Raw genomic sequence first — 19,978 nt, 5'->3', positions numbered from 1 at the left:
GTGGATTACTCGTCAGCGTTATCGCTGTTGTCGCTGTCGCTATCGCTGTCATCGCCATCGGCGCTGTCAGAGTGCTCAGGACGGTCGCGACGCTCACGGCGCTCACTGCGGTTTTCTTCAGCCTTGAGCATCTCGGATTGGCCGGTGACGGCTTCTTCGCGACGGATGACCAGGTTACGGATCACTGCATCGTTGTAGCGGAAGTTGTCTTCCAGCTCGGCCAGGGCCTTGCCAGTGCACTCAACGTTCAGCATCACGTAGTGAGCCTTGTGAACATTGTTGATTGCGTAGGCCAGTTGACGACGGCCCCAATCTTCCAGACGGTGGATTTTGCCGCCGTCTTCTTCGATCAGCTTGGTGTAACGCTCAACCATGCCGCCGACTTGCTCGCTTTGATCCGGGTGGACCAAAAAGATGATTTCGTAATGACGCATGAATGCTCCTTACGGGTTGTAGCCTGCCGCTCAAAAACGGTCAGACAAGGAGTGAATGACACTTATGGACTTGTGGACGCTAGACACATAAGTGCCTGCCATCACAGCAAGGGGCGCAATTGTAGAGAAGGGCCGAGGGAGGTGCAAGGCAATTGGCGATTATTTGAACAACCACCGACGATCGCGAAGCTGAACAATGTAGGAGCTGCCGAAGGCTGCGATCTTTTGATCCTGATCTTTCGCTTGAGACTCAAGTGTCAGGGACAAGATCGCAGCCTCGTTGCACTCGTCAGCTCCTACAAGGGTATGTCAGGGCTTTTTGGCGACAGCCTTGACGCTGCGCTGGCGCAACGCTTCAAACAGGCACACACCGGTCGCGACCGAAACGTTGAGGCTACTGACGCTGCCGGCCATCGGCAGCTTGACCAAGTAATCGCAGTGCTCGCGGGTCAGGCGGCGCATGCCCTTGCCTTCGGCCCCCATGATCAGGATCGTCGGGCCCGTCAGGTCCTGGTCGTAAATACTGACCTCGGCCTCGCCAGCCGTACCGACCACCCACAAGCCGCGCTGCTGGAGTTTTTCCAGGGTGCGCGCCAGGTTGGTCACCGCCACCAGCGGAATCACTTCCGCCGCGCCGCAGGCCACCTTGCGCACCACTGGCGTCAAGGTTGCCGACTTGTCTTTAGGCACGATCACCGCCAACGCACCGGCCGCATCTGCCGAACGCAGGCAAGCGCCAAGGTTATGCGGGTCGGTCACGCCGTCCAGCACCAGCAGCAGGGGAGCGCCTTCGGTGCGATCGAGCAGTTCGTCGAGCATCGCCTCGCCCCAGACCTGGCTCGGGCTGACCTCGGCCACGACGCCCTGGTGCACGCCTTCGACCCAGGCGTCCATCTCGCGCCGCTCGGCCTGGCCCACCGCAACGCGGCTTTCGCTGGCCAGCTCGATCAGCGTCTGGACGCGTGGATCGCTACGCCCCTCCGCCAACCAGATCTGCTTGACCCGCTTGGGGTGATGACGCAACAACGCCTCCACGGCATGCACGCCGTAGATTTTTTCCAACTGACTCATGACTTGGCCTTGGGTTTACGCGCCCCGCCGCTCTTGGCTGGGGCCGAGCCCGCTTTCGGCGGGCCTTTACGGTGTTTGCTCGGCTTGCTGGTCGCCTTGTCCGGGGCCGACCTTCCAGCCTTTCCCCCAGACGCCGCTTTACCACCGTTCTTGGCTTCGGCCAGCAACGCCTGCTTCATTTCACGACTTTTGCGCAGCTCGGCGTTTTTTGCCGCCGCATCGCTCGGACGATAGGCTTCGACTACCTTTTCCTTGGCCGCACCGCGACGCCCAGACCTGGACGATGCTGGCTCGGCGGCAGTCTTGGCCGCAGGCGCCGTGGTTTCGGTACCGCGTTTCTTGCGGCCGATCGGCGCGCTGATGGTTTTTTCCGCCATCTCGAAGTCGATCTTGCGTTCGTCGAGGTCGACGCGCATCACCCGCACTTCGACGGTATCGCCAAGACGGAAGCTGCGCCCGGTGCGCTCGCCCGCCAGACGGTGATGCACAGGGTCGAAGTGATAGTAGTCGCCCGGCAGCGCGGTGACATGCACCAGGCCTTCGACATAGATATCGGTCAGTTCGACGAACAGGCCGAAACCGGTCACGGCGGTGATCACGCCCGGGAACGACTCGCCCACGCGATCCTTCATGTATTCGCACTTGAGCCAGTTCACCACGTCGCGCGTCGCTTCGTCGGCGCGCCGCTCGCTCATCGAGCATTGCTCGCCAAGCTGCTCCAGGGCCGCTTCATCGTACGGATAGATACGCGCCTTCGGAATGGTCATCGCACCGGCACGCTTGACGTGCGGGGTGTTCATCTTCGAATGGATCACGCTGCGAATCGCCCGGTGCGTGAGCAGGTCGGGGTAGCGGCGGATCGGCGAAGTGAAGTGGGTATAGGCTTCGTAATTCAGGCCGAAGTGGCCTTGGTTGTCGGCGCTGTACACCGCCTGGCTCAACGAGCGCAGCATGACGGTCTGGATCAGGTGGAAATCCGGACGGTCCTTGATACTCGCCAGCAGGGCCTGGTAATCCTTGGGCGACGGACCTTCCTTGCCCTTGTGCAAGGAAAGGCCCAGCTCACCCAGGAACGCCCGCAGTTTTTCCAGACGCTCCGGCGGCGGACCGTCGTGGACCCGGTACAACGCAGGAATCTCGTGCTTCTTCAGGAACTCGGCGGTGGCCACGTTGGCCGCCAGCATGCATTCCTCGATCAGTTTGTGCGCGTCGTTGCGAACGGTCGGACGGATTTCGGCGATCTTGCGCTCGGTACCGAAGATGATCCGGGTTTCCTGGGTTTCGAAATCGATCGCACCACGCACATGACGCGCCCCCAGCAGCACCTTGTACAGCGAATAGAGCTGCTTGAGGTGCGGCACGACATCAGTGTATTCGCCACGCAGCTTGCGCGACTCGGCCAGCTTCGGCGTCTCCAGCATCGCGCTGACCTTGTTGTAGGTCAGGCGGGCGTGGGAATGGATCACCGCTTCGTAGAAGCAGTAGTCGGTCATTTCGCCGGACTTGGAGATGGTCATCTCGCAAACCATGGCCAGGCGATCGACCTGAGGATTGAGCGAGCACAGCCCGTTGGACAGTTGCTCAGGCAGCATCGGCACGACGCGCTCGGGGAAATACACCGAGTTGCCGCGTACCTGGGCCTCGGCGTCCAGCGCCGAACCGAGCTTCACGTAGCTGGAGACGTCGGCAATGGCCACGTACAACTTCCAGCCGCCGGAGAACAGGCGCAGCTTGCCAGGCTTGGCTTCGCAATAGACCGCATCATCGAAGTCCCGGGCGTCTTCACCGTCGATGGTGACGAACGGCAGGTGACGCAGGTCGATGCGCTTCTCTTTGTCTTTCTCTTCGACTTCCGGCTTGAGCTTGGCCGCCTCTTTCAGGACCGCCTCAGGCCAGACGTGTGGAATGTCATAGGTGCGCAGGGCAACGTCGATTTCCATGCCTGGCGCCATGTAGTTGCCGACCACTTCCACCACATCGCCTTGTGGCTGGAAGCGCGGGGTTGGCCAGTGGGTGATCTTCACCTCCACGAACTGACCGACCTGGGCGTTGGCGTTGCGGCCCGGAGTGACCAGCACTTCCTGCTGGATCTTCGGGTTGTCCGGGACGACAAAGCCGATGCCGCCTTCTTCGAAGTAACGGCCGACGATGCTTTCATGGGCACGGGACACCACTTCGACGATCACGCCTTCACGACGTCCGCGGCGATCCAGGCCGGACACACGGGCCAGGGCCCGGTCACCGTCGAACACCAGGCGCATTTGCGCCGGGCTCATGAACAGGTCGTCGCTGCCGTCGTCCGGGATCAGGAAACCGAAGCCGTCACGGTGACCGGCGATGCGGCCCAGGATCAGGTCGAGCTTGTCCACCGGCGCATAGGTGCCGCGCCGGGTGTAGATCAGTTGAGCGTCGCGCTCCATGGCGCGCAGACGGCGGCGCAGGGCTTCGAGTTGGTCCTCGGTGGTCAGACCGAACTCTTCGACCAACTGCTCGCGGCTAGCAGGCGAACCCCGATCGGCGAGATGCGCCAGGATCAGTTCGCGGCTAGGAATAGGGTTTTCATATTTTTCCGCTTCACGAGCGGCCTCGGGATCGAGGGACTGCCAATCGGCCATTAGAGAGTTTTCACCTTGTCTATATGCGGGTTAGTTTGGCATAGGCTTAATGAAACGGGAAATTTCAAGCATCCGATCGCTTTTCTAAAGACATTTGGCCTGCCTTGGAAGCCCGGAAAAGCACCGCTCGTGAAATTTAGCGGTTTTTTTCTCAGGAGGGGTTTACAGTTAAAAAGACGCTCCGTATAGTGCGCGCCATCGACGACGTACACACGATGTCGATATTGCCCAGATGGTGAAATTGGTAGACACGCCAGCTTCAGGTGCTGGTGACCGCAAGGTCGTGGAAGTTCGAGTCTTCTTCTGGGCACCAATTTCGAGCAACAGGTCAATGACCTGGCAGCTCAACAAAAACCCGCGAAAGCGGGTTTTTGCATTTTTGCCCCCCCTGCAATTGCATTTGGCAATTACTAAAACAAAAACAGGGGTTTACAGATCAAAATGCGCTCCGTATAGTGCGCCACATCAACAGCGGCAACGCTGAAGATGCTGCCCAGATGGTGAAATTGGTAGACACGCCAGCTTCAGGTGCTGGTGACCGCAAGGTCGTGGAAGTTCGAGTCTTCTTCTGGGCACCAATTCAAGTTTCAAGGTTACAACCTTGAACTTCACAGAAACCCGCGAAAGCGGGTTTTTGCGTTTCTGGGCTCTGGAAATATATCCGAGTCACTGACATCGCTATCGCGAGCAAGCTCGCTCCCACAAGGGATTCATGCCGGACACAAAATCTGTATCCACTAAAAATCACCTGTGGGAGCGAGCTTGCTCGCGATGAGGTCAGCCCAGCCGCCCGATCAAGCCCTGAACTGCCCCAAGCTTGCCTTCAACTGCGCCGCCAGGCTGTCGAGCACCTTGCCGCTGGCAGTGGTCTCGACCACGGCCTGAGCCGCTTTCTCGGCCTGGGCATGGATAGTTTCCACCCGCCCGCGCACCGCTTGCGCGCCCTGGGCCTGATGGGCCGCGGCCTGAGTCGCCAGACCAATGGCCGCATGCACCTGCTCTACGGACGCCTGCACCGACTGCTGCAACCGCGCACTGTCTCGCAGCACCAACAAACCTTCACTGGCCTGGCGCCCGGCCTGGCCGATAGCAGCCACTGCCTCGCGAGCCCCCTGCTGCAAGGCCACGATATGCGCCTGGATGTCACCCGTTGAGCTTTGGGTCTTGCTCGCCAAGGCCCGCACCTCATCCGCCACCACGGCAAATCCCCGCCCGGTTTCCCCGGCCCGCGCCGCCTCGATGGCCGCGTTCAAGGCCAGCAGGTTAGTCTGCTCGGCGATGCCGTGAATCACCGTCAACACCACCTCGATCTGTTCGCTCTGCTGCGCCAGCCGCTCGATCACTTTCGCCCCAGTGTCGACCTGCCCGGCCAACGCCTCGATCAAGCCACCGACCTTGGCCGAAGTGCGGGTGTTTTCATCGGTGGCCTGGCGGATCTCCACCACCTGCTGCAAGGCCGCCTGCATTGCCTGGCTTTCCGACTGAGCCTCATCAGCCATTTGCGACAGCGCACGCAGGCTCTCGGCCACTTCATCACGCTGCATCCCGGCCGCCGCATCGGCACCGGAGTTGCGCAAGGTCATCGCACCGATTTCCACACCGGTACGCTGGGCCACATCGCCCGCCTCGCGCACGATAGGTTGCAACTTATCCACAAAGCGATTGACCGCCGACGCCATGTCGCCGATTTCGTCCTTGCTGTTGATTTGCACACGCTTGGTCAGGTCGCCCTCGCCTGCCGCCAGGTCGTTCATGGCCGCGATCAGCAACTTCAAGCGATTGACCACCCGACGCCCCAGCACCACGGCCAGCAAGACCAGCACACCAAAGCCCACCAGCGCCAGGCCCAGGCCGATGCGCCAGCGCAAGGTGCCTGCCGCTTCCTGCACGGTGCTGGCGGTGTTGGTCTGCATCTGTGTGGCAGTGGCCTGGGCCGACTCCAGTCGACCGCGCATGGCGGTGGCGCTGTCCGCCGCTGCCCCCTTGAGGCTGTCGCCGACCAACTGGTCGCCGCTGGCAATCAAGGCCGAGAAGCGTTGGTCCAGCGCCTTCAGGTCGGTTTCAACGGCGGCCGTGGAAACCCCCATCAAGACTTTACCGATCTCTACGCCATTGGGACTGATCGAGGCTTCGAGGTAATACACCGACGGGTCGCTCTTCGCCGCATCCAGCACTTTGTCCAACGCCCGCTCGCCCTTGCCTTTTTCCAGCAGCGCCTTGTTGATCGGGTTTTGCCGATTCAGGTAGCGGGTCAGGTGCTCACCGCTGGCGTCGTCATAAATAACGAACAGCACATTGGGGTTGCGCTGGGCCCGGCGGGCGAATTCGGAGAGGGTCGGTATGTCGCTGTCCCACATGGCGCGTGGCGCGACCGAGGCCAGGAGTTGCGCCATATCATTGGCGGAATCCTTGAGCGATTTCTCGAGCGTCGTGCGCAATTGCGCCTGCTCGTCTTTCAGGCGCGTCGATAAACCGGCGGTGAGGCGCTGACGAGTGCTGGCAGACAAACTGTCCAGACTAGAGGTGACCTCACGCCCAGCTTGCTCCAGTTCATCAGACAGTTTCTGACTGTCACCCCCTAGCCGGGCCTCTAATTCGGCCTCCAGCGCGGTGACCGTGCTTCGAGTCAGCGCGACGGCTACGAGCACTTGCACCAAAAGGGCGATACCCAGGGTAACGAACACTGGCCGCAATAGACGGCTTTGTAACAGTGAGAGAACGGCCGACACAGGGGAATCCCTCTACTAAACGCCATTAATTTGATGGCACTTCAAAGAAGTACTTATTGTTAACGATGCGAAGCAAAGGTCGTGCCGCTCGGCAGGCAGATACGACAAAGGCCCCAAAACGAGGGACCTTTGTGTTTTACATCAACGAGTTATCAGGCAAATGGGTGACGCAGAACGATGGTTTCGTTACGGTCCGGCCCCGTCGAAATAATGTCGATCGGCGCACCGACCAACTCCTCGACGCGCTTGATGTAGTTGCGGGCCGCCACGGGCAGCTCTTCCAGGGTCTTGGCGCCCACGGTCGATTCAGTCCAGCCCGGCATCTGCTCGTACACCGGCTCCAGGCCGATGTAGCTGTCCGCGTCGGTCGGTGCGTCGATGACGGCACCGTCCTGGTTCTTGTAGCCCACGCAGATGTTGATGGTTTCCAGGCCGTCCAGCACGTCCAGCTTGGTCAGGCACAGGCCCGAGATGCTGTTGACGTCGATAGCGCGACGCAGGATGACGGCATCGAACCAGCCACAACGACGGGCACGGCCGGTGGTAGCACCGAACTCGTGGCCACGCTTGGCCAGGAAGGCGCCGACGTCGTCGAACAGCTCAGTCGGGAACGGACCAGAACCCACGCGAGTGGTGTAAGCCTTGGTGATACCCAGGATGTAGTCGAGGTACATCGGGCCGAAACCCGAACCGGTGGCGATGCCGCCGGCGGTGGTGTTGGAGCTGGTGACGTACGGGTAGGTACCGTGGTCGATGTCCAGCAGCGAACCCTGGGCGCCTTCGAACATGATGTCCTTGCCGGCGCGACGCAGCTCGTGCAACTCGGCCGTGACGTCGAGCATCATCGGCTTGAGCAGCTCGGCGTACTCCATGCACTCGTCCAGGGTTTTCTGGAAGTCGATGGCCGGTTCTTTGTAGTAATTGACCAGGACGAAGTTGTGGTAGTCCAGCAACTCGCCCAGCTTGGCGGCGAAACGCTCACGATGGAACAGGTCACCGATGCGCAGCCCACGACGGGCGACTTTATCTTCGTAAGCCGGGCCGATGCCGCGACCGGTAGTGCCGATCTTCAGCTCGCCACGGGCCTTTTCACGGGCCTGGTCCAGCGCGACGTGATAGGACAGGATCAGCGGGCAGGACGGGCTGATACGCAGGCGCTCGCGCACCGGTACGCCTTTCTCTTCCAGCTTGATGATTTCCCGCAGCAGGGCGTCGGGAGCAACCACCACACCGTTGCCGATCAGGCACTGGACGCCTTCGCGCAGCACGCCCGACGGAATCAGGTGCAGGACGGTTTTTTCACCGTCGATCACCAAGGTGTGACCTGCGTTGTGGCCACCCTGGTAGCGCACTACGGCGGCAGCATGTTCGGTCAGCAGATCAACGATCTTGCCTTTGCCCTCATCACCCCACTGGGTGCCCAGGACTACGACATTCTTACCCATAACACTTGTCCTCATTCGCGCAAACTTGGTGCCGGCCGCGGCCGGCAGGAAAACTCAAGAAGCCAGCGGCAATACTTGCCAAAGCCCGTTCTGCTGAATCAATTGCCGGTCGCAGTCCGCTTCACGGGCGGCGGCCAAAGGCTGCCCAGGCAAGGCCTGGACGACACGCTGACCCTCACTGCGCAACTGGCAGACTGCTTGCCAGAGTGCCGCATCCGTACTGTCAGGCATCCAGATACCGCCAGACGGTAGCTCGACTTCAGCACGCCCCAGGGTCACCAGGGTTTTCAAATCGGTAGAAAAACCGGTCGCCGGACGGGCACGACCAAAGTCGGCACCGATGTCGTCATAACGACCGCCCTGGGCGATGGACTGGCCCACGCCCGGGACGAACACGGCAAACACGACACCCGTGTGGTAGTGATAACCGCGCAATTCACCCAGGTCGAAATACAACGGCAACTCGGGGAAACGCACCGACAGACGCTCGGCAATCGCCAGCAAGTCGTCCAGCGCCGCCAACACAGGCGCTGGCGCGAGGGCCAGGCGCTCACGGGCAGCAGTCAATACTTCACGTCCGCCGCACAGGCCCACCAGCGCCCGCAGCATGCCCGACAGATCGGCCGGCAGGCCCTCGGTCAGGCTGATGACTTCGTCGATGGCCTTGCGTTGCAGGGCATCGAACAGCTGTTGCTCCACTTCGCCGGACAAACAGGCCGCACGAGCCAGGCCGCGATAGATGCCAACATGCCCCAGATCCATGTGGACATCCGGTACGTCGGCCAGTTGCAGCATGGCCAACATCAGGCTGATGACCTCTACGTCGCTGCTCGGGCTGGCATCGCCATACAACTCGGCGCCCAGTTGGATCGGGCTGCGCGAAGACGACAAGGCACGCGGCTGGGCATGTAACACACTGCCGGCGTAGCACAGGCGGTTCGGACCTTCACGGCGCAGGGTGTGGGCGTCGATGCGCGCCACTTGCGGCGTGATGTCGGCACGAAAGCCCATCTGCCGGCCCGACTGCGGGTCGATAACCTTGAAGGTGCGCAGGTCCAGGTCCTGGCCCGCGCCAGTGAGCAGGGATTCCAGGTACTCGATATGCGGGGTGACGACGAACTCGTAACCCCAGCTCTGGAACAGATCCAACACCTGCCGACGCGCTACTTCGATACGCGCAGCTTCCGGTGGCAGTACTTCTTCGATGCCATCTGGCAGCAGCCAGCGGTCTACCGTTGCCATTACGCCATTCCCCTATGGTCCGGGCGGCCAGCTTTCGGGCTGGCCTTGAGTGAAGCAGAAAATGCCTGCGCCAGGCGCGCATCATGGGCAAAAGACGCGCAAGAGCGACGTGACGAATGGCCCGCAATCGGCCTCGCCCAGCACTTCCCTCGAAAAACCTGTCGAGTCGTTCAACCCGACGCCTGCATCCATAAACCGCAATCGAACGTGCAGACGCAAAAAAGCCGGGAATTTCCCGGCTGCCGCATCATACACACGTTTTCCTAAAGGATCACCCCGCCCGACGCTTTAGCCGCCAGGCGGAGTGTCTCAGGTCAACGTCGCATCAAGGCTTGGACTTTTCCAGGTAGTGGAAGAAGTCGCTGCTTGGGTCCAGGACCAGAACGTCGGATTTGCTCGCAAAGCTTTCACGGTAGGCACGCAGGCTACGGTAGAACGCGTAGAACTCCTGATCCTGACCATAAGCCTTGGAGTAGATCGCAGCGGCCTGGGCATCACCATCACCGCGCAGCTCTTCCGATTCACGGTAGGCTTCGGCCAGCAACACACGGCGCTGGCGATCAGCGTCGGCACGGATGCCTTCAGCCAGCTCGTTACCCTTGGCGCGGTGTTCGCGAGCTTCACGCTCACGCTCGGTGCTCATCCGCTCGAACACGCTGCGGTTCACTTCCTTCGGCAGGTCGATGGCCTTGACCCGGACATCGACCACTTCGATACCCAGCTCTTTTTCCGCCATCGCATTCAGCGAATGGGTGATATCGGCCATGAGCGCATCACGCTCACCGGACACGACTTCATGCAACGTGCGCTTACCGAACTGGTCACGCAGGCCCGATTCCAGGCGCCGGGACAGGCGCTCGTCGGCGATCTGCTTCAGGCCCGAGGTCGCGGTGTAGAAGCGCTCGGCGTCCTTCACGCGCCACTTGGCATAGGCGTCCACCATCACGGCTTTCTTTTCCAGCGTCAGGAAGCGCTGCGTCGGTGCATCCAGCGTCATCAGGCGGCCGTCGAACTTGCGCACCTTGTTGACGTACGGCACCTTCACATGCAGCCCTGGCTGGACATCAGCCTGGACCACGCGACCGAATTGCAGCAACACCGCGCGCTCGGTCTGAGCCACGATGTAGAAGCAGTTCCAGGCAGCGATCGCCACGACGACACCGACAATAAGGGCGATCAGCGATTTATTGCTCATCAGCGACTCTCCCTGGTACGTGCTTGCTGTTGCTGCAGGTCCGCCGCCGCACGGGTGCCAGTCTCATTGCTGGCGGCCGACGAGCTGTTCGGTGGCGTGCTGGTATTGCGACCGCTCTCGACCATCTTGTCCAGCGGCAGGTACAGCAGGTTGCTCTGGCCGTTCTTGTTGCCGGTCACGAGGACCTTGCTGGTGTTGCTGAAGACTTCCTGCATGGTGTCCAGGTACAGACGCTCGCGGGTGACTTCTGGAGCCTTGCGATACTCGGCCACCAATTTGGTGAAGCGATCAGCCTCACCCTTGGCGCGGGAGACCACCTCGTCACGGTAGCCGTTGGCATCCTCGATGATGCGCTGGGCCTGACCACGGGCTTCCGGCACAACGCCGTTGGCATAGGTTTCGGCCTGGTTGCGCGAACGCTGCTCGTCTTCACGGGCACGGATCACGTCGTCGAAGGCTTCCTGGACCTCGCGCGGTGCAGCTGCGCTCTGGACGTTGACCTGGGTGACGGTGATACCGGTGCGATAGGTATCGAGGAACCGCTGCAGGCGCTCCTTGATTTCGCTGGCCATCAGTTCACGACCTTCGGTCAGCACCTGGTCCATGGCGGTGGAACCCACCACATGGCGCAAGGCACTTTCCGTCGCGTGCTGCAGGCTGATTTCCGGCTGGTCGACGTTCAGCACGAAGTCCTGCAGGTTGGAGATCTTGTATTGCACGGTCAGCGGCACTTCGACGATGTTCTCGTCTTCGGTCAGCATCTGGCCCTGCTTGGTGTACGCCCGCTCACGCGTGACGTTTTCCAGGTACTTCTGGTCGATCGGCGGGAAATAGATATTCAAGCCCGGCCCAACCGTCTCGTAGTACTTGCCGAAGCGCAGCACCACGGCCTGCTCCTGCTCGTCCACGACATAGACCGCGCTGTACAGCCAGACAGCCGCCAGCACGACCAGACCGATGCCGAGCAGGCCTAAACCGCCACCCTTGCCCGGACGACCGCCACCATCGTCACCGCGTTTTTTACCACCACCGAACAAACCGTTCAGGCTTTCCTGCAGCTTTCGGAAGGCCTCGTCGAGATCCGGCGGCCCCTTGCGGTCGCCGTTGTTACGACGTTTGCCACCCCAAGGATCCTGATTATTCGAGTTGCCACCCGGCTCATTCCAAGCCATAGCGCTCTCCATCTGATAAAGCAAAGACGCACCCACGGCGCGCCGACCAATGCTACAGAATGCCTGACACAGCTTTCTCAGGCTTTTATTGCAAAGTGTGTTGCTCGATGAATTCCATCGGCTGCAGCCCTTCGCGACTGACCAGTCGATTGAGTTCCGCCCGAGGCAGGCGAACAGCCAGCAGACAGACGCCTTCGTCGTCGTGCTCTTCTTTTTGCACGGCCCCCAGCTCGAAAAACTGCGCACGCAACCGGGCGAAACGCTGCGGCAACTTCAGGGTGCCGACAAACAGATCGTTGCCCAACAGCTCAGCCACCGCCTGCTTGAGCAGGTCCAGGCCGGTGCCATCACGGGCCGACAGCCAGACCCGTTGCGGCTTGCCGTCGGCATCGCGCTGGATCTGCGGCTCCACACCTTCGAGCAAATCGAGTTTGTTGTATACCTCGAGGATCGGCAAGTCCTGGGCTCCGATCTCGCCCAGTACCACCATCACCTGCTCGATCTGCAGCATCCGGTCCGGTTCGGCGGCATCGATCACGTGCAGCAGCAGGTCGGAGTTGCTCGACTCTTCGAGCGTAGCCCGAAAAGCCTCGACCAGCTTATGCGGCAGGTGACGGATGAAGCCCACGGTATCGGCCAGCACGATTGGTCCGAGGTCGTCCAGGTCGAGCCGGCGCAGGGTCGGGTCGAGCGTGGCGAACAACTGGTCGGCGGCGTAGACGTCGGATTGAGTGACGTTATTGAACAGGGTCGATTTGCCGGCGTTGGTATAGCCCACCAGTGAAACTGTCGGGATGTCCGCGCGCTTGCGGCCGCGTCGCGACTGCTCGCGCTGGCTGCGGACCTTTTCCAGCCGCCCCTTGATCTGGCGCAGGCGTACCCGCAACAGGCGCCGGTCGGTTTCCAGCTGGGTTTCACCCGGACCGCGCAGACCGATGCCGCCCTTCTGCCGCTCAAGGTGAGTCCAGCCACGAACCAGCCGCGTACTCATGTGCTCAAGCTGGGCCAGTTCGACCTGGAGCTTGCCTTCATGGGTGCGGGCGCGTTGGGCGAAGATATCGAGAATCAGCCCCGTACGGTCGATCACGCGACACTCGAAGACACGTTCGAGGTTACGTTCCTGACTGGGCGTGAGGATGTGATTGAAGATCACCAGATCGACCTGTTCGGCCTTGACCAGGTCGCGCAACTCCTCGACCTTGCCACTGCCGATCAGGAACTTGGCGGTTGGCCGATGACGCGGCACGTTGAAAAACGCGACGGTCTCGGCGCCGGCCGAAAGTGCCAATTCCTGAAACTCCTGCGGATCTTCGCGCGCCTCAGGGTCCTGTCCATCCAAGTGAACGAGAATGGCCCGTTCACCACCACCGTGGCGCTCAAAGAACAAAGGAGGCTCCTATCAGGCGTTACCCGGTTCAGCGTCAGCGCCTTCGGATTCGGTTGCGCTAGGCAGACGAATTGGACGAACTGGCACGACTGTCGAGATCGCATGCTTGTAGACCATCTGGCTGACGGTGTTTTTCAGAAGGATGACGAACTGGTCGAAAGACTCGATCGTGCCTTGCAGTTTGATCCCGTTGACCAGATAGATGGACACCCCAACTTTTTCTTTACGTAAAGTGTTCAAGTAAGGGTCTTGTAGCGAATGCCCTTTTGACATGTGCCGCACTCCTTTAAGGATCAATAATAAAAATCGGAATCAGATGGCTTGGGCCGTCACACCCCCAAGGATAGACGGCAATTGCAAGGACTCAGCTCAATATGGAGATGGTCCCAAGGTATTTCAAGGCGCGTGGCAGATTGTCGCAATCGAGACTGTCGAGCCAATGCAGGCCAGTCCAGCTGCGCAGCCAAGTGAACTGGCGTTTCGCCAATTGGCGCGTGGCAATGATCCCACGCTCCTGCATCTCGGCTGACGTCAGCTTGCCGTCCAGGTAATCCCAGACTTGTCGATAACCTACCGCACGTATAGACGGCAACCCGGCATGCAGGTCACTTCGCTCACGCAGGGCTACGACCTCGTCTATGAACCCCTGTTCCAACATTAATGTGAATCTTTGTTCAATTCGCCGATGCAGCACTTGCCGGTTCGCCGGAGCGATGGCCAGATTCGCGACAGTATAGGGCAATTGTTGCAGTCCCGAAGCGGCTGCTTCAGTACTTTGCGCAGATTGTCGCTGGCGCAGGGCCGTCATGCTCTGGCCGCTGACCCGATAAACCTCCAGGGCCCGACTGAGCCGCTGCGGGTCGTTGGGGTGAATACGCGCCGCCGACTCCGGGTCGATGATCGCCAACTGCTCGTGCAGGGCTTGCCAGCCCAGGCGTGCGGCCTCCTCTTCGATCTGCGCGCGCACCTCGGGATCGGCTGCCGGCATGTCCGCCAGCCCTTCGACCAAGGCCTTGTAGTACAGCATCGTGCCACCCACCAACAGCGGGATCTTGCCGCGCGCGGTGATCTCGGCCATGGCCTGGAGGGCATCACGACGGAAATCGGCCGCCGAGTAGGCTTCGGCGGGATCGAGGATGTCGATCAGCCGGTGCGGATACTCGGCCAGCAGTGCTTTGGACGGCTTGGCGGTGCCAATGTCCATGCCCCGATAGACCAGGGCCGAATCGACGCTGATCAACTCGCAGGGCAGGACCTTGGTCAATTCGATAGCCAGGTCGGTCTTGCCGGCGGCGGTCGGCCCCATCAGGAAAATCGCGGGTGGCAACTGGTTCATCAACGACCGCGCAGGAACAGTTTGTCCAGGTCGTCCAGGCCCAATTGGGTCCAGGTCGGCCGGCCATGGTTACATTGACCGCTGCGCTCGGTGTTTTCCATATCCCGCAGCAGGCCGTTCATTTCCGGCAGGGCCAGGCGCCGGTTGGCGCGGATCGCGCCGTGGCAGGCCATGGTACCGAGCAGTTCGTTCAGGTGCGCCTGGATGCGGTCGCTGGTGCCGTATTCCATCAAGTCCGCCAGCACGTCGCTGACCAGGCGATTGGCCTCGGCCTGTTTCAACAAGGCCGGGATCTGACGGATCGCCAGGGTTTCCGGGCCCAGGCGTTGCAACTCGAAGCCCAGGCGCTGGAACCAGGCCACATGCTCTTCGGCGCAATCGGCTTCGCGCTGGCTGACCGCCAGGCTTTCAGGCACCAACAGCGGCTGGCCGCTCAAGCCTTCGCTGGCCATGGCGATTTTCAGCCGCTCGTACATGATTCGCTCATGGGCGGCGTGCATGTCCACCAGGACCAGGCCCTGGGCATTTTCCGAGAGGATATAAATGCCTTTGAGTTGCGCCAGGGCATAGCCCAGCGGCGGGATATCGCCCTGGCCGTCGGGCATTGCCGCCGCTCCGGCTTCCGGCAAGGGCTTGAAGAACTCGCGATAGGCCGCCTGGGCCTCGGCCGCCGGTACGCTGGATTGCGGGCGCGGGGTGTATTGATACTGATAGCCGCTGCCGGCACCGCTGCCAGCCGTGTTGTAGCTCGGTTGAGACTGGGGCTGCTCCAGCAGTGCATTGGCCGCCAGGCGCATTTCGCCCTGAGGCCCGAATTCACCAGCGTCCAGCCCCGTTGGCCGGACCATGCCGCCCACCGCCGCCGGAGCCGCCAGTTGATCCTCCGGGCGCACATCGCCCAAGGCGCGGTGCAAGGTGCCGTAGAGGAAATCGTGGACCATGCGCCCGTCACGGAAACGCACCTCATGCTTGGTCGGGTGCACGTTGACGTCCACCACGGCCGGGTCGACTTCGAAAAACAGCACGAAGGTCGGATGCCGGCCATTGAACAGCACATCGCGATATGCCTGGCGTACCGCATGGGCCACCAGTTTGTCGCGCACCGCCCGACCGTTCACATAGAAATACTGCAAGTCCGCCTGGCTGCGGGAAAATGTCGGCAACCCGACCCAACCCCACAAGTGCAGGCCATTGCGCTCCACCTCGATGGGCAATGCCTGCTCCAGGAAACCTGCACCGCACACCGCGCCGACACGGCGGGCGCGGGCCGCATCATCGTGGGCCTCGTGCAGGCTGAGGATGGTCTTGCCGTTGTGACGCAAATGGAACGCCACGTCGAAACGCGCCAAGGCCAGGCGCTTGATGACTTCTTGCAGATGATCGAATTCGGTCTTCTCAGCCTTGAGGAACTTGCGCCGGGCCGGGGTATTGAAGAACAGGTCGCGCACTTCCACCGAGGTACCCACCGGATGGGCCGCAGGCTGCACGCGAGAGGCCATGTCCCGGCCCTCGGTCTCGACCTGCCAGGCCTGCTCGGCATCGCGGGTGCGAGAGGTGAGGGTCAGGCGCGACACCGAACTGATGGACGCCAGCGCCTCGCCCCGAAACCCCAGGCTCATGACCCGCTCGAGGTCTTCCAGGTCGCGGATCTTGCTGGTGGCGTGACGCGCCAGGGCCAGCGGCAGGTCGTCGGAAGAAATACCGCCACCGTCGTCGCGTACCCGCAGCAGCTTGACGCCGCCCTGCTCGACATCCACATCGATGCGTTTGGCCCCGGAATCAAGGCTGTTTTCCAGCAGTTCCTTGATGACCGACGCCGGCCGCTCGACCACTTCACCGGCGGCGATCTGGTTCGCCAGCCGGGGGCTGAGCAGTTCGATGCGGGCAGTGCTGCCGATCGCTTCATCACTCATTGCTGGACCGCCACGTCATTGCCGGGAATGGTCAGGGTCTGGCCGATCTTGAGCTCGTCGCTCTTGAGGTGGTTGGCGCTGCGCAAGGTCGCTGGCGACACCTGGTAACGCACGGCGATCATCGCCAGGGTTTCCCCGGGATTGACCCGATGGTCCCGCGGGCCCTGGACGATCTTGCCAGAGTCGCGCAGCCAGGCGATGTAGGTGCCTGGCGGCGGGTTCTGCTGGAAGAACTGCCGCACACCACTGCTGATCGAGCGGGCCAATGCCTGCTGATGATTGGCGGAGGTCAGCTTGGACGCTTCATTGGCGTTGGAAATGAAGCCGGTTTCCACCAGGATCGACGGGATGTCCGGCGACTTGAGCACCATGAACCCGGCCTGCTCGACGCGCCGCTTGTGCAGCGGCGTGACGCGACCGATGTTGCTCAGGACTTTCTGGCCGACGTTCAGGCTGGAGGTCAACGAGGCCGTCATCGACAAGTCGAGCAAGACACCGGCGAGCATCCGGTCCTTATCGTCGAGGCTGACGTTGCCGGCACCGCCGATCAGGTCGGAACGGTTTTCGGTATCAGCCAGCCAGCGAGCGGTTTCGGAAGTCGCGCCACGGTCGGACAGGGCAAACACCGAGGCCCCGAACGCAGCCTTCGAAGGCGCGGCGTCGGCGTGGATGGAGACGAACAGGTCAGCGCCTTTCTTGCGGGCGATTTCGGTACGCCCACGCAAGGGAATGAAGTAGTCGCCGGTACGGGTCAGTTCGGCGCGGAAGCCTTTCATGCCGTTGACCTGACGCTGCAATTCACGGGCGATGGACAGCACCACGTCTTTTTCACGTTGCCCGCGCGAGCCCGAAGCCCCTGGGTCCTCGCCGCCATGACCGGCGTCGATCACCACGATGATGTCGCGCTTGCCCGACGGGGTCGGTGGCAGCTTGAGCGTAGGTTGGGTCGGGGTCACCGGCACCGCTGGCACCGTGGCGACCTTGGTTGGCGGTGGTGCCGGTGGGTCGGCATCGGCCGGGTTGTCGAACAGGTCAACCACCAGCCGGTTGCCGTACTGGGCGTTGGGAGCCAGTGTGAAGCTTTTCGGGGTCACGACTTTTTTCAGGTCGATGACCACCCGCAGGTCGGTCGGCGTCCGTTGGGCCGAGCGTATCGCCGTAATCGGCGTGTTGGCGGTCGCCACGTTCAATGGCGCGCCCAGGGACGCACCGTTGATGTCGATCACCAGGCGATCCGGGGCGGTCAGGGTGAATACGCTGTGCTGCACCGGGCCCGTCAAGTCGAACACCAGCCGTGTGTTGTCCGGCGCCCGCCAGAGGCGAACGCTGCTGACCTTTGTCTCGGCCACAGCATCGACGGCCATTGCCGTAAGCAACAGTCCTACGACAGCAACCACCGCGCGAAAGCGCATACCAAACCCCATCATCAATTAGTTTTCCAATGCCAAAGCGGCACACCACGACTCGCCACGCGAGCCTTGCGGCGTCAGTTTCAGCGAACGCCCGCCATTCTGCGCGCCAATGGTAATGGTCAGGTCGGGCTTTGGCAAAAAGCCTGCACCCTTCTGGGGCCATTCGATCAGGCACAAGGCGTCATCTTCGAAATAATCGCGGATACCGAGGAATTCCAGCTCTTCAGGATCCACCAGTCGATACAAGTCGAAATGGAAGGCGCGAATGTCGCCGATCTCGTAAGGCTCGACCAAGGTGAACGTGGGGCTCTTGACGGAGCCGACGTGCCCGAGGCCGCGAATGATGCCGCGGGACAAGGTGGTTTTCCCCGCGCCGAGATCGCCTTCGAGAAAGATCAGGCCGTGGCCGGCGGTCGTCTGCGCGATGCGGGCGCCAAACTGGGCCATGGCTTGCTCGTCCGCCACGTACAGGGTTACTTCAGACACGGTGAATGCTCCTCCAACAACTGACGAATGGTCGGAATCAGATCGGTGGCCGCCATCCCCCGACCCGACCGACCGGCCTGGGCACCGGCATTGGCATGCAGCCAGACCGCCAGGCACGCGGCCTCGAATCCTTCCATGCCCTGGGCCAGCAAGGCGCCGACCACACCGGCCAGCACATCCCCCAGGCCCGCCGTGGCCATGGCCGGATGGCCCTGGCTGCAAACTGCCAGGCGACCGTCCGGGCTGGCAATCAGGCTGCCGGCGCCCTTGAGGATCACGGTGGCGGTGTATTTCTGGCTCAATGCATGGGCCGCCGCCGGGCGATCGGCCTGCACCTGGGCTGTGGATAACTCCAACAATCGTGCCGCCTCGCCCGGGTGCGGGGTGATGACACACTGCCCAGGCAGGTGGACATCGCCGCTGCTCAGCAGGTTCAGCGCATCGGCATCCCACACTTGCGGCAGCGGCGCATTGGCCGCCGCCGACAACAGGCTGCGCCCCCACGCGGCCTGGCCCAGGCCCGGCCCGACCACCAGCACACTGGCCTGTTGGAGCAAGCCCATCAATTGGTTCGCCGAATGGGTGCCTTGTACCATCACTTCCGGCAAACGCGTCAGCGCGGCGGATACGTGCTCGCTGCGGGTCGCCATCGAAACCATCCCCGCACCGCACCGCAGGGCGCTTTCGGCGCTCATCTGGATCGCGCCGCCAAAGCCCCGGTCGCCACCGATCAACAGCACGTGACCGAACTTGCCTTTGTGGGACGTGGCAGCGCGAGGCGTCAGGCGGGGCAGATTATGGGGTAGGAGCAATCGGGCGCTGACCGGTGCCGCGTCAACAATATCTGGATCGGCGTGCAGGTCGTTGAACACCAGTTCACCGACCCGGTCCGCCGCCTCGCCAGTAAACAGGCCCAGCTTCAAGCCAATGAAGGTCACGGTCAGGTCGGCCACCACTGCCGTGCCCAGCACCCGGCCGGTATCGGCGCACAACCCCGAGGGGATATCCACCGCCGCGACCGGCAGGCCGCTGACATTGATCGTATCGATAGCCTGCACATAAGGCTCGCGCACATCACCACTCAAGCCCGTGCCGAGCAGCGCATCCAGCAGCACGCCGCGCAACTCTGCCTCATCCGACCATGACTCCATCGGCACGCCCACCGCCACAGCCTCGGCGTGGGCGTTGGCGGCGTCGCCCTGCAAGCGCCCGGGCTCGCCGACCGTCAGCACCCGCACCGACCAACCGGCGCGCCGGGCCAGGGTCGCGACCAGGTAGCCATCGCCAGCGTTGTTGCCATGCCCGGCCAGCACCGTCAGCTCGCGGGCATCAGGCCAGCGCCGGACAATGGCTCGCCAAGTGGCGCGGGCGGCGCGCTGCATCAATTCGAAGCCGGCGGTGCCGGCCGCGATCAGTTGTGCGTCGAGGGCCCGGACCTGCGCTGCGCTGTACAGCGCGTCGGGAAAATCATCTTTAGTGTGCGGCATGCGTCTTCGGGCTCCGATGTCTGGCAGAATTATACGCATCTCAGCTCTGGTTTC

At 62.0% G+C, this 19,978-nt stretch carries 15 protein-coding genes, 2 tRNA genes and 1 pseudogene; 2 read left to right on the top strand and 16 right to left on the bottom strand.

From position 1 onward, the window contains the following. Nucleotides 1-5: 5 nt before the first annotated feature. From rpsF to rnr, 3 genes are all read right to left on the bottom strand, one after another. On the bottom strand, nt 6-434 hold the full coding sequence (gene rpsF / locus AC09SL_RS17930; protein ID WP_003186395.1) for a 30S ribosomal protein S6: 429 nt from the start codon (nt 432-434) through the stop codon (nt 6-8). A gap of 309 nt (nt 435-743) precedes the next feature. After that, complete coding sequence (gene rlmB / locus AC09SL_RS17925; RefSeq protein WP_025211553.1) at nt 744-1,505, bottom strand: 23S rRNA (guanosine(2251)-2'-O)-methyltransferase RlmB; 762 nt, start codon at nt 1,503-1,505, stop codon at nt 744-746. Continuing rightward, nucleotides 1,502-4,120, bottom strand: a complete 2,619-nt coding sequence (gene rnr, locus AC09SL_RS17920) for a ribonuclease R (protein WP_058546532.1) — start codon at nt 4,118-4,120, stop codon at nt 1,502-1,504. The genes rlmB and rnr overlap by 4 nt, the downstream gene beginning before the upstream one ends. A gap of 226 nt (nt 4,121-4,346) precedes the next feature. Between rnr and AC09SL_RS17915 the strand changes: the two genes are divergently transcribed. Both AC09SL_RS17915 and AC09SL_RS17910 read left to right on the top strand, forming a co-directional pair. Then, a tRNA-Leu gene (locus AC09SL_RS17915) sits at nt 4,347-4,433 on the top strand. A 178-nt stretch (nt 4,434-4,611) separates the two neighbouring features. Next, nucleotides 4,612-4,698: transfer RNA gene (locus tag AC09SL_RS17910), tRNA-Leu, on the top strand. Between the two features lie 216 nt (nt 4,699-4,914). Here AC09SL_RS17910 and AC09SL_RS17905 read toward each other — a convergent pair. From AC09SL_RS17905 to AC09SL_RS17845, 13 genes and pseudogenes are all read right to left on the bottom strand, one after another. After that, the gene (locus tag AC09SL_RS17905; RefSeq protein WP_413468845.1) at nt 4,915-5,664 is read right to left on the bottom strand and encodes a methyl-accepting chemotaxis protein; all 750 of its coding nucleotides are present in this window, start codon (nt 5,662-5,664) and stop codon (nt 4,915-4,917) included. A gap of 108 nt (nt 5,665-5,772) precedes the next feature. Then, nucleotides 5,773-6,033: pseudogene (locus AC09SL_RS17900) on the bottom strand (HAMP domain-containing protein); the annotation flags it as partial. Between the two features lie 968 nt (nt 6,034-7,001). Then, nucleotides 7,002-8,294 (bottom strand): adenylosuccinate synthase, encoded by a 1,293-nt coding sequence (locus tag AC09SL_RS17895; protein WP_003186407.1) that lies wholly within the window; start codon nt 8,292-8,294, stop codon nt 7,002-7,004. Nucleotides 8,295-8,348: 54 nt separating this feature from the next. After that, on the bottom strand, nt 8,349-9,536 hold the full coding sequence (locus tag AC09SL_RS17890) for an ATP phosphoribosyltransferase regulatory subunit (protein ID WP_058546530.1): 1,188 nt from the start codon (nt 9,534-9,536) through the stop codon (nt 8,349-8,351). A 325-nt stretch (nt 9,537-9,861) separates the two neighbouring features. Next, nucleotides 9,862-10,731, bottom strand: coding sequence for a protease modulator HflC (gene hflC, locus AC09SL_RS17885; RefSeq protein WP_058546529.1), 870 nt, complete (start codon nt 10,729-10,731; stop codon nt 9,862-9,864). Beyond that, nucleotides 10,731-11,903 carry an FtsH protease activity modulator HflK gene (gene hflK / locus AC09SL_RS17880; protein WP_058546528.1) on the bottom strand — a complete coding sequence of 391 codons (1,173 nt, stop codon included), beginning with the start codon at nt 11,901-11,903 and terminating at the stop codon, nt 10,731-10,733. Before hflK ends, hflC begins: the two co-directional genes overlap by 1 nt. Before the next feature lie 85 nt (nt 11,904-11,988). Then, entirely contained in the window at nt 11,989-13,290 is a 1,302-nt protein-coding gene (gene hflX / locus AC09SL_RS17875) for a ribosome rescue GTPase HflX (protein ID WP_003197227.1), read from the bottom strand. 12 nt (nt 13,291-13,302) lie between these two features. Then, nucleotides 13,303-13,563: an RNA chaperone Hfq gene (gene hfq / locus AC09SL_RS17870; protein ID WP_058546527.1), complete on the bottom strand. Its 261-nt coding sequence runs from the start codon at nt 13,561-13,563 to the stop codon at nt 13,303-13,305. A gap of 91 nt (nt 13,564-13,654) precedes the next feature. Continuing rightward, nucleotides 13,655-14,626, bottom strand: coding sequence for a tRNA (adenosine(37)-N6)-dimethylallyltransferase MiaA (miaA, locus tag AC09SL_RS17865; RefSeq protein WP_058546526.1), 972 nt, complete (start codon nt 14,624-14,626; stop codon nt 13,655-13,657). After that, nucleotides 14,626-16,539, bottom strand: a complete 1,914-nt coding sequence (gene mutL / locus AC09SL_RS17860) for a DNA mismatch repair endonuclease MutL (protein WP_058546525.1) — start codon at nt 16,537-16,539, stop codon at nt 14,626-14,628. The genes miaA and mutL overlap by 1 nt, the downstream gene beginning before the upstream one ends. Continuing rightward, complete coding sequence (locus tag AC09SL_RS17855; RefSeq protein ID WP_058546524.1) at nt 16,536-17,966, bottom strand: N-acetylmuramoyl-L-alanine amidase; 1,431 nt, start codon at nt 17,964-17,966, stop codon at nt 16,536-16,538. The genes mutL and AC09SL_RS17855 overlap by 4 nt, the downstream gene beginning before the upstream one ends. 3 nt (nt 17,967-17,969) lie before the next feature. After that, nucleotides 17,970-18,437: a tRNA (adenosine(37)-N6)-threonylcarbamoyltransferase complex ATPase subunit type 1 TsaE gene (tsaE, locus tag AC09SL_RS17850; protein WP_058546523.1), complete on the bottom strand. Its 468-nt coding sequence runs from the start codon at nt 18,435-18,437 to the stop codon at nt 17,970-17,972. After that, complete coding sequence (locus AC09SL_RS17845; RefSeq protein ID WP_058546522.1) at nt 18,425-19,924, bottom strand: bifunctional ADP-dependent NAD(P)H-hydrate dehydratase/NAD(P)H-hydrate epimerase; 1,500 nt, start codon at nt 19,922-19,924, stop codon at nt 18,425-18,427. The genes tsaE and AC09SL_RS17845 overlap by 13 nt, the downstream gene beginning before the upstream one ends. Between the last annotated feature and the right edge of the window lie 54 nt (nt 19,925-19,978).

The sequence above is a fragment of the Pseudomonas sp. PF05 genome (assembly GCF_056521845.1).
This window is presented reverse-complemented; position numbering and strand designations above follow the sequence as displayed.